This window comes from Streptomyces sp. NPDC042002 (assembly GCF_055588305.1).
Genome location: NZ_JBVJCT010000050.1, coordinates 39418 through 48673, shown reverse-complemented (window position 1 = coordinate 48673; position 9256 = coordinate 39418). Strand labels below are relative to the sequence as shown.

Here is a 9256-nt window from a genome sequence, read left to right as displayed (position 1 = left end):
CCATCCGCGTATCTCACACACTCCGGGATACCTCCACCACACCGGAGCCATCAGGCATTCCAGGACACTTCACCCTGACGAGCCGAAGTCAGTAACGTCGTGCGTCCGGAACAGAGTCCGGCTCAGATGCCTCCCCGAGGTCCGGTCGCGGTCCGAATGCCCTCCGGCAGCGCGGATGGGAGATCGGCCACTCGGCGGCCTCTTCGACGGTGCGTATGGTGCGGTTGGCCTTGTCCACGTCCCGATGATTGGTCCATCCGCAGTCGAACCCGTCGAAGACCTCGACGTGCCGGACGCCCGCCTCACGAACCCAGTTCAGAGTGCCCGCGTTGTAGGCCACCGCGCTCTTGGCGAGCGTCGCCGACTCCGCCCACGCCTGCACCGGGTATCGGGCACCGTTGCGGTAGATGACGTACCGGAGTTGGTGCTCGGCGGCGAGCCGATCGGCGAGCGCCTTCGCGGCCTGCATCGCCGTGGTGTTCCCCGCCGCGAGCAGCGGCACCTCCCGCCGCGCGGCGTCCCGCACGGCTCGGTAGAACGCACCCGCCATTCGCTGCTCCTCCTGGGAGCGGCGTAGGAAGTCGGCGTAGGAGTCGACGGCCAGCGACTGCAAGGCATCGGTGTGGATCAGCGTCCATGTGAACCGTCCACCAAGCGATTCGGCGGCATGCTGCGCGCCCTGTTCGTACAGGTGCGACAGCTGCCGGGCGACGAACGCTCGGGCTTCTGCATCTACGCGCTGCCGGAAGTCAACGATCGCGGCCTGGAACTGGGCGAGCCGGTCGGCGACCATCCGGGAGCGGTCACCGTCACCGATCGCTGCCAGCACTGCGGCTTGCTGGGCTGCCAGGCGCGGCCAGGCATCGTCCAGCACTGCGGCGACCCGCGCCGCGACCGTGGCCGCGTCACCGGGAGTCAATGGCGGGAACTCGTACGCCACTACCGCCGCCAGTGATGGGCGCGCTGCAGCGGGGCGACGACGAGAGCGTCCCCGCCCGCCGCCTCATCTGGCGCGGCCGCAGCCTCGACGAAGGCGATCTGCCGCTCCAGGCCGGTGAGGTTGTTGCTCTGATCCATCGTGACGACACCATTGAGCGGTGTGCATCGTGAAGTTGCTGGTCGCGGGTCTGGTGTGTGTGGGCTTCGAGGTGCTCGGGCTGGTTGCGGGCGGATGGCTCCCATCAAGATCGTCGGTCAGCGGGCGACTTCGCGGTTCGTCAGTACCAGCAGGGCCCTCACCAGCGCGGTCGCCCACTTCGGGTCGGTACGTACCTTGCCGAGGACGCGCCAGTTCTTCAGTGGTGATCTCGGCCAGAGTGCGTCGGTGGATCCACCGCGTCAGCCGCATTCCCCTGTGGCGACCGATGAGTTCCGGGGCCCGGTGGGGTCTACCTCCGCACAAGCGAAAGCTGCGCACGAGCTCTGTGAGGGGACCATGACTACCCACGCACTACCACCCGTCGTCGACGCCGCAACTTGGGATCGCCAACTCGAGGCGCTGCGAGCCCGGGAGAAGGCCGCGACGCGGGAGCTTGACGCCATCGCCGCCGAGCGTCGTCGTCTGCCGATGGTCGAGATGCCCGACTACACCCTCGAGGGCGAGGACGGCCCCGTTCGGCTGGCGGACGTCTTCGAAGGCAAGAGGCAACTGATCGTCTACAACCACATGTGGTTCGCGGGCAAGGATTGGCAGTGCTCGGGCTGCACGGGGTTCACCTCGCAATACACCCGCCTGGGGTTCCTGGACAACTACGATGCGCGATTCGTCATCGTCACCCAGGGCCCGATCAAAGAGGCACTCGCCTACAAGCAGCGGGTCGGCAACCAGATGACGTGGTACTCGACTGCCAACAGCTCGTTCGGGGCCGACGTCGGCGCACCGCCCGACGGAGGATTCGCGGTCAACGTGTTCCTGCGCGACGGCGACACCGTCTATCGCACCTGGCACACCAACGGTCGGGGTACTGAGCAGCTCAGTCACACCTTCGCGCTGATCGACGTCCTGCCGTACGGACGGCAGGAGGAATGGCAGGATTCGCCCGAGGGATGGCCTCAGTCGCCCACCTACAGTCGGTGGGCGACGTCCAAAGACATCGCTGCGCTCTATGGCTCGGGCTCTGGCGGCGGCTGAACGACCTGCATAGCTTGGCCACCTCGCTGGCGGGCCCGGGCAGCGCGGCCCGCCGGCGGGGCCGGTGCAGGCGGCAGGGAGGGGGCTGGAAGCCGACCAGAGCGTTCAGCGGCTGGTCAGGCAACCCTTCGCCCATTGCTCGACTGCCTCGGGGTCGACCAGCACCGCGTGCAAGACAGCCCTCAAGATCCACTGAGCGGAGTGCATCGTGAAGTTGCTGGTCGCGGGTCTGGTGTGTGTGGGCTTCGAGGTGCTCGGGCTGGTTGCGGGCGGATGGCTCCCATCAAGATCGTCGGTCAGCGGGCGACTTCGCGGTTCGTCAGTACCAGCAGGGCCCTCACCAGCGCGGTCGCCCACTTCGGGTCGGTACGTACCTTGCCGAGGACGCGCCAGTTCTTCAGGTGGGCGAAGCCGTGCTCGACCGGTGCCCGGACGGCTGCCAGTGCCGTGTTGGACAGCTTCTGCCCTCGCGTCAGGGGCCGGTTCCGGGCGGCCTTGTAGCCGGTGATCACCGCCGGGTCGGTGTCGGGACTGCTGTCGTCGAGCCCGACGAATCCCAGGTCGGCGATCGCGCCGAGCCCTGCCGCCCGCAACTTCTGTGTGAGCTTGTCGTGTCGGCAGGCGGTGATCTCCGAGGTCCGCCCGGGTCTGACCGCGGAGACCCATACCAGCCGGCCCCGGTCGTCGGTGAGCGCGATCACGAGCAGGCCATGGCATTTGTGCTTGCCGGAGTAGTTCTTCCGGTTCTCCGTGCCGGTGCGCCGCCGGGTACGGATCAGCGTGCCGTCCAGCAGAACCACCCCGCCACCCGTTCGGGCGATCTTCTTCAGGGCCCTCTCCAGGCGTGGGGCGCGGGCGGCCAGCAGGACGACGACTTCTCTGACCCACCATGTCACGGTGGTGCGGTGTATCCCGTTGCCGCCGGCCAGGTCGCCCGGCCGCTGGTCACAGCGCAGCACCGCCAGCACGATGGCGGCGATCTTCCCCGCGGGCAGGGCCCGCCACCGCGAGCCGATCTTCTTCAGGTGGCCACGTATCAGGCCGGCGAGCCAGTTCAGGGTGGCACTCGACAGCGACAGGCGGGCGGTGTGGACAAGGCCGTCAGGGCCCTCGGTGAGACCTTGTTTTTTCTTCACACCAAACTCAACTGCCGCCGGGGGCCCACCGGTTACGCCCTGCTGATGTCCGCCTTCGGCACCGTTACGGGCGTGCGGTGACCCGCCCGTCGCCTCGTTTGTGCAGCCAGCCGCGGTCGGCGAGCTTGGTCAACTTCGCGCGCAGCGGTTCCAGCTTGCCGCGCACCGTCACCTGAAGGCCCAACTCCTCGCCGACACCCCTGACCTGGACCGGACCGTCGGCGGCCCGTACGATCGCCAGGATCTTGCGGTGGTCAGCGGGCAGGGCGGCCTCATCGCGCGCCTCGCTGCGGTGCGGGATCAGCAAGACCGCCCGCCCCGCCACCCGGGCGGGAGCCGGAGCGACGGCCGCGGCGGCCTCCTCCGCAGCCCGGTCCCGCTCAGCCAGCCGATGCAGGACCCGCTCGGCGATCACCAGCTCCCCCCGCTCGGCCTGGACCTCCTGCAGCTGCTTGGCCAACTCCTCGGTAAGCGCGTCCAGTTCACTCCGGCGAGCCGTGATCCGCTCCAGCTCCTGCATCGCCACGCCCTCCCGGCGCACCGGCCCGGTCACGGATCGTAAGAGCGGCACGGCGACCGGCGCAGCAGAACCCGGCAACGACTCTGGCCGACCGGTCGGACGATCTTCACCGTGGACACCCGCCGACGACCAGCGTGAGTATCCCGCCCGCCCCTCACACCAGACCCGCCACCTGCAAGTTCACGATGCACAGTCCTCAGTGGGCCGGGCGGACGCGAGCGCATTGGGTAGCGGACCCGCGTCCTGGCCCGAGTGAGTGCATGCGATGACCGACGGCAGGCCCCGCCGGTCGGTTCCCCCCCAGGGCTGTCACGGCCCGCTGGAAGAGCGCTGACGGTGCTCGCTCTCGCGCATCTCGCCGGTGTGGCGGCCGATGTCGGTGACGCGGTCCGCGAGGTCGGGATGAGCGGGCCGCAAATGAGAGGCCGTCTCAGAGAGGGGACCCAGAAGGTGGGCCGGGTCGCTGTCTCCTAGTGCGGAGTGCAGGGCCGCGAGTGCGTCCGTCGCGGTGGCGGGAAGATCCGGCAGGGCAGTGATGGTCCCGGCAAGCTGGCGCAGCGAGGCGGCGTGGTCGTGGGCCCAGGACATGACGGACCGGTCCGCGGCACGCCGGCCTCGGGTGGCCTGCACCCGCTGCTCCTTGGTGGTGCCGGCTTCACCGGGACGCACGCGCAGGTAGCGGCGCTCGGCGGCCTGGCGGCTGGAGACCCCGAGGGGGTGGGCCAGGTCGGACCAGCTTGCGCCGGCCTCCCGGGCCGTCTCGATCAGCGCGGGCTCCCAGTGGGCCAGTTGTTCGCGTACTTCGCGCAGGAGCAGCAGTGCGGCTATGGCCTGCTCGGGGTCATCGATGGAGGCAGCGTCGGCGGTTCGTGCCGTCCGGATGGCCTGGGCAATGGCCTCGAGCGCGGTGGCCGTCGCCGCGAAGGAAGCCGGTGCCGTGGGCGGGTCGTCGCTCATTCCTTCTCCTTCCCAGGTCCTTGCATCTGTCATCGACTGGATGACATCTGGCTTGTCGTCGTTCAGATGACATGCTACAACGGAGTCAGGTGAAGCGCATTGGCAGCAACTGCCTGAACTCATCTGGAGGTGTATCCCGTGTTGATGCGCACTGACCCGTTCCGGGAACTCGACCGCCTGGCCCAGCATCTGATGGGTCCGGGAACGTGGTCCCGTCCCTCCGCGATGCCGATGGACGCCTACCGAGACGGCGACCAGTACGTCATCGCCTTCGACCTGCCGGGCATCGACCCCGACGCCCTCGATATCGACGTCGAGCGGAACATGCTCACCGTGAGGGCGGAGCGACGCCCGCTGCCGCGGTCCGAGAGCGCCCAGACGGAACTGTCCGAACGGCCTCTGGGTGTCTTCTCCCGCCAGATCGTCCTGGCCGACACCCTCGACACCGAGCGCATCTCCGCCGACTACGAGGCCGGCGTCCTGACGCTGCGCATCCCGATCACCGAGCGAGCCAGACCCCGCAAGATCAGCGTCCGCGGCACCGGCGACCGCAAGGAACTCGACAGCTGATCCTCCGGCCGCACCTTCGCCGACCGGGGCCCAAGGGTTGTTCGCCCACGTTTTCCACCTTGGGCCCCGGCGGCCCCGGCTCTACTCCCTCGCTCCACACCGGAGAACCGATTCCTAGAGGAGCGCGGTTCACGCGGTCCGCACGGGGCAATCGGTTCACCGCAGCAGAAATCACGGTTCACGCAAGGAAAGTCGTCGCCATGACTCTTCTCTCTCCCCCCGCGCCCTCTGTTCCGACGGCAGTCACCTTCGACCAGATGCTGGAGAAGGTGCGATACGAAGGTGTTTACCCCACCCGCCGACAGGCACAAGACGTCGTACGCCGGGTGCTTGAGGCGCTGGGCCGCCAGTTGACGGGCGACGAACGGGTGGCGCTCGCCGCCCGCCTGCCCCAGGAAGCAGCTGGCTACCTCGCCTCGCAGATCCCCTCCGGCAGGCCACTGAGCGGCTGGGGCTTCGTGAAGGACCTCGCCGAACGGACCGGCGGCTCTCTGGCGACAACCCGCTGGGACACCGGATCGGTCCTTGGCGTCGTCGCCCGCCTGGCCGGAGACGACCTGATCGCCCGGATCATCGCCCAGCTCCCTGACGGCTACGCCCTGCTGTTCGGACGGGCCCAGCTCGCTCGGGCTGCCTGATAACCAAGGCGGAACCCAGCATCGCCACCAGACGAGGACGGCACGCAAGTCCGAGTGGCCGTCGTGCTCGCCCGAGCAGTGTGGTGGCAGCACGAACGCCGCCCAAAGCGACCGCACCTGGTTCAGCAGCGGTTCAGCAGCGAATTCTAGTGAGAGTGCCTCTCCGTACCTTGGATCGCTCTCAGCCCCAGGTCTTTCAAAGACGAGACTGCCCGGAACGCTTGCGTTCCGGGCAGTCTGCATGAGCGGCAGCCGCGAAGCCCGTGGGAAAGTTGCAGGACCTACCCGCCTCAGGCACCGACCGCTGGATTCGCTGATCCGGCAACGCACTGGTATTCGGCGTTGATGCGCTGCGCTTCATCGAGGAAGCCCTGGGTGGTGCCGAGCATCTCGGCGGCCGGGCCCATGGTGAAGAACAGGGTGGTCGTCGTCGAGACAGCCGTACGAGTCGTCCGCGGTCCGTGCCCCTCTCACGGAATGCGTCGAGGGGCCCTGGCGCCGTTGGCGCCAGAGCCCCTCCGGACTGTCGTGCACCAACGAGCGGCGCGGGCTTGCCGCGGTCAGTAGGTGGCCAGGGAGATGGCGATGTAGTGCGCCGTGAAGGCCGTCACGGTCAGGGCGTGGAACACCTCGTGGAAGCCGAACCAGCGGGGTGAGGGGTCGGGGCGCTGGAGGGCGTAGACGACCGCGCCCGCGCTGTAGAGGAGACCGCCGGCCACGATCAGGGTGAGTACGGCCGCTCCGCCGGTGTGCAGGAAGTCGGGCAGGTAGCGCACCGGTGCCCATCCCAGGGCCAGGTAGCACGGGGTGTACAGCCAGCGCGGAGCTCCGACCCACAGGACGCGGAACGCGATGCCGGCCAGTGCGCCCGCCCACACGATCCACAGCAGAATGGACCGCTGGTCCGGCGGGAGCAGGAGTACGGCCAGGGGCGTGCAGGTGCCGGCGATGATGAGGAAGATGTTGGCGTGGTCGAGACGCCGCAGGACCGCCTCGCCGCGCGGCCCCCAGGTGCCCCGGTGGTAGATGGCGCTCGTTGCGAACAGCAGCCAGGCGGTGACCGAGTACACGGCACAGGCCACGGCTGCCTGCGGGGTGCGGGTCAGACAGATGAGCACGATGCCCGCGATCAGTGCGGCGGGGACCATCCCGGCATGCAGCCAGCCCCGCAGCCTCGGCTTGATCGGTTCGGCCAGATCGGCCGCCCGCTCCACCAGCGCGGCAACCGAGTGCCCGCTCTCCCCACCTTGTGATCCGCAGGGCAACCCGTCTTCATGGTCTTCTCCACGCGCTGCGGCGGCGTACGTGTATTCGGCTTCAGCGGCGTCGTGCGACACGGCTTCTCGTCCTCCCTCGGACTCCTGGGCATCACCGGTGATCATGCAGCCATGCTAAAAGACTCGCCCAGACAGTTTTCTGCAAGGCCGGTCTCGAAACAGCCAGGCCGCGCCGCCGGAAATGGGCCACTGGATCACTTCGCCGCCGTGTGAACTCCGGCCCGTTGCTGCTTGCCGCCCACTGGGCTCGAAGCAGAATAGATCAGCTGCTCGTGGGAACGATCAGAGCTCCCGAGCGGGTATCTCCGCTCCCTGCGCGCAAGGATCGCCGATGCTTCCTGAGGTCCGCCCCCACCTGTCCGGCCCCCTCGCCGACCAGTTGGAACACCAACTGGGTCTGGCTCCGCAACGGGAAGCCGGCGATCTCGATGTGCAGCGCGTCGCCGGCATCGCCGTCGTCGCGGCCGCCCACTCCGATGGGTATGCGGCCACCGGCCACCTCCTGGGGCTGCTGGCCGCGCTGCCCGCCCCCACCAAGGCAGGAGAACGCTTCTGGTCGGAGCTGTGGAGGTCTTCTGGCACCGCGTACCTGCTGCCTGCCAACATCAAGGCTGCCGTACTGCGTTCCCTGGCGGGAGAAGGAATCGTGCTGGCCCGACAGATCCTGTCGGCTGTCGATGAGATGACCCCGCCCCAGCGCGTCGCAGCCGGGGAGGTGATCGGTCAGGCCCTTGCCGAGTCCGACCATTTTCCCGACCTCAAGACACAGGTCATCGGAGAACTATGGCTCCGTGACCTCGAACTCACCGCCTGGCGCGTCCTGCACGCGGACCGCAGGTCCGACGATCCGACAGGACGCAAAGCATTCCTCGATGCCTGGAGCAGGGTCTGAGCTTCAGCGCTTGCTTGTCGTGATGGGTGAACAGATCCAGCAGTGCCCGGACGGGCACGTGTGCGTCTGCAGGGTGGCGGAGGGTGCCGTCCAGGCAGAGGAGGTAGCGCGTGCGCCGTCCGGCGCGCTCCCGGCGCAGGTAGCCGGCCTGCTCAAGATCGTGACGATGTTCTGGGCGGGTCGCTCGGTGACGTGGCAAGCCGCGGCGATGTAGCGAAGGCGAGCGGCAGGGGCGCGGGCGATGACGATCAGCACACGGTTGTGGTTGGTGAGGAAGCTCCACTTCCCGGTCTGTTCGTTCACCATCTGCTCCGTTCTTCGATGTTGCCCAGCTGTGAACGCCGCAGGGAATTCGGTTTCATCACCATCAGTGGCAGGCCGTGAGTGTCGACCACTCGACCGCGGTGGCGGCCGTTGCTCCCTTTTTGCCAGGGTCGGAGCCGTGAGAGTCTTCCCACGGTCGAAGCCGCTTTGCCTGCCTGCGAGGCGCTGCCCGTGGCCACCGCGCCGGCTCCTTTGCCCATCTGGCGGCGGATCCGACTGGTCAGCACCTCCCGCACACCGGCGGAACCCCAGGGGGGCCAGTTAATATAATCGGCCCATGTCGAAGCCTGACGAGCTGCTCGTTGACGTCGCCGCCCTGGTGGAGTCCGGGCAGAGCAACCAGATGTCCCTGACCGTGGTCACCGGTGGTGCTGTCATCACCGGTCGGCTTGCCCCCGAAGCAGTGTGGCGGCAGAGGGTGTCGGACGTGCTGACGGATTCCGCCCGCCTGGGAGAATTCTCAGCCGTCTTCGACACCCCCGCGAAGAACGGGCCGCCCACGCATCTGCACTTCCATGTCGCCCGGATCCTGCAGGGCACGGTGGGGATCCCGGAGACGGGCGGGATGTACCGCGTGGCGATCGCCGACGTCGGCGCCTGGACCGTGGGCGACTTCAGCTATTCCGACCACTGAGCAACGAGTGCGGCGGGTACCCGTTGCAAGCAGTGTGGGGGGGGGGGGGGGGGGGGGGGGGGGGGGGGGAGGGGGGGGTGGGGGGGGGGGTGGGGGGGGCGAAGCGCGAGGGCGACAGTATGGTCCACCGTTGCAGCAATCGGCACACGGTGGAGCTCCAGGCGGACCACATCGCCC

The 9256-nt window shown here is 68.3% G+C and carries 12 protein-coding genes; 6 read left to right on the top strand and 6 right to left on the bottom strand.

Going from position 1 to position 9256, the window contains the following annotated elements; translation table 11 throughout:
* Positions 1-88: 88 nt before the first annotated feature.
* The gene (locus ACZ6KY_RS38605) at positions 89-613 is read right to left on the bottom strand and encodes a hypothetical protein (RefSeq protein ID WP_469314926.1); all 525 of its coding nucleotides are present in this window, start codon (positions 611-613) and stop codon (positions 89-91) included.
* A gap of 9 nt (positions 614-622) precedes the next feature.
* Between ACZ6KY_RS38605 and ACZ6KY_RS38600 the strand changes: the two genes are divergently transcribed.
* Positions 623-955 (top strand): hypothetical protein, encoded by a 333-nt coding sequence (locus tag ACZ6KY_RS38600; RefSeq protein WP_469314925.1) that lies wholly within the window; start codon positions 623-625, stop codon positions 953-955.
* Here ACZ6KY_RS38600 and ACZ6KY_RS38595 read toward each other — a convergent pair.
* Positions 940-1077 carry a hypothetical protein gene (locus ACZ6KY_RS38595; protein WP_469314924.1) on the bottom strand — a complete coding sequence of 46 codons (138 nt, stop codon included), beginning with the start codon at positions 1075-1077 and terminating at the stop codon, positions 940-942. The genes ACZ6KY_RS38600 and ACZ6KY_RS38595 overlap by 16 nt on opposite strands.
* Positions 1078-1435: 358 nt before the next feature.
* Here ACZ6KY_RS38595 and ACZ6KY_RS38590 point away from each other — a divergent pair, with 358 nt between their 5' ends.
* Positions 1436-2131, top strand: coding sequence for a DUF899 domain-containing protein (locus ACZ6KY_RS38590; RefSeq protein WP_469314923.1), 696 nt, complete (start codon positions 1436-1438; stop codon positions 2129-2131).
* A 296-nt stretch (positions 2132-2427) separates the two neighbouring features.
* On the opposite strand, the gene ACZ6KY_RS38585 is transcribed toward ACZ6KY_RS38590, so the two are convergent.
* From ACZ6KY_RS38585 to ACZ6KY_RS38575, 3 genes are all read right to left on the bottom strand, one after another.
* Entirely contained in the window at positions 2428-3267 is an 840-nt protein-coding gene (locus ACZ6KY_RS38585) for a transposase family protein (protein WP_469314922.1), read from the bottom strand.
* Positions 3268-3331: 64 nt separating this feature from the next.
* Positions 3332-3787, bottom strand: coding sequence for a hypothetical protein (locus ACZ6KY_RS38580; protein ID WP_469314928.1), 456 nt, complete (start codon positions 3785-3787; stop codon positions 3332-3334).
* 309 nt (positions 3788-4096) lie between these two features.
* Positions 4097-4744: a type III effector protein gene (locus tag ACZ6KY_RS38575; RefSeq protein WP_469314921.1), complete on the bottom strand. Its 648-nt coding sequence runs from the start codon at positions 4742-4744 to the stop codon at positions 4097-4099.
* Positions 4745-4882: 138 nt separating this feature from the next.
* Here ACZ6KY_RS38575 and ACZ6KY_RS38570 point away from each other — a divergent pair, with 138 nt between their 5' ends.
* Positions 4883-5314: an Hsp20/alpha crystallin family protein gene (locus tag ACZ6KY_RS38570; protein WP_469314920.1), complete on the top strand. Its 432-nt coding sequence runs from the start codon at positions 4883-4885 to the stop codon at positions 5312-5314.
* Positions 5315-5514: 200 nt separating this feature from the next.
* Positions 5515-5952, top strand: a complete 438-nt coding sequence (locus tag ACZ6KY_RS38565; protein ID WP_469314919.1) for a DUF2267 domain-containing protein — start codon at positions 5515-5517, stop codon at positions 5950-5952.
* A gap of 560 nt (positions 5953-6512) precedes the next feature.
* Here the strand turns inward: ACZ6KY_RS38565 and trhA are convergent.
* Positions 6513-7334, bottom strand: coding sequence for a PAQR family membrane homeostasis protein TrhA (trhA, locus tag ACZ6KY_RS38560; protein WP_469314918.1), 822 nt, complete (start codon positions 7332-7334; stop codon positions 6513-6515).
* A gap of 226 nt (positions 7335-7560) precedes the next feature.
* Here trhA and ACZ6KY_RS38555 point away from each other — a divergent pair, with 226 nt between their 5' ends.
* A complete protein-coding gene (locus ACZ6KY_RS38555; protein WP_261710027.1) occupies positions 7561-8121 on the top strand; it encodes a hypothetical protein in 561 nt (186 codons plus the stop codon).
* 601 nt (positions 8122-8722) lie between these two features.
* Positions 8723-9079: a hypothetical protein gene (locus ACZ6KY_RS38550; RefSeq protein WP_328446067.1), complete on the top strand. Its 357-nt coding sequence runs from the start codon at positions 8723-8725 to the stop codon at positions 9077-9079.
* Positions 9080-9256: the final 177 nt, after the last annotated feature.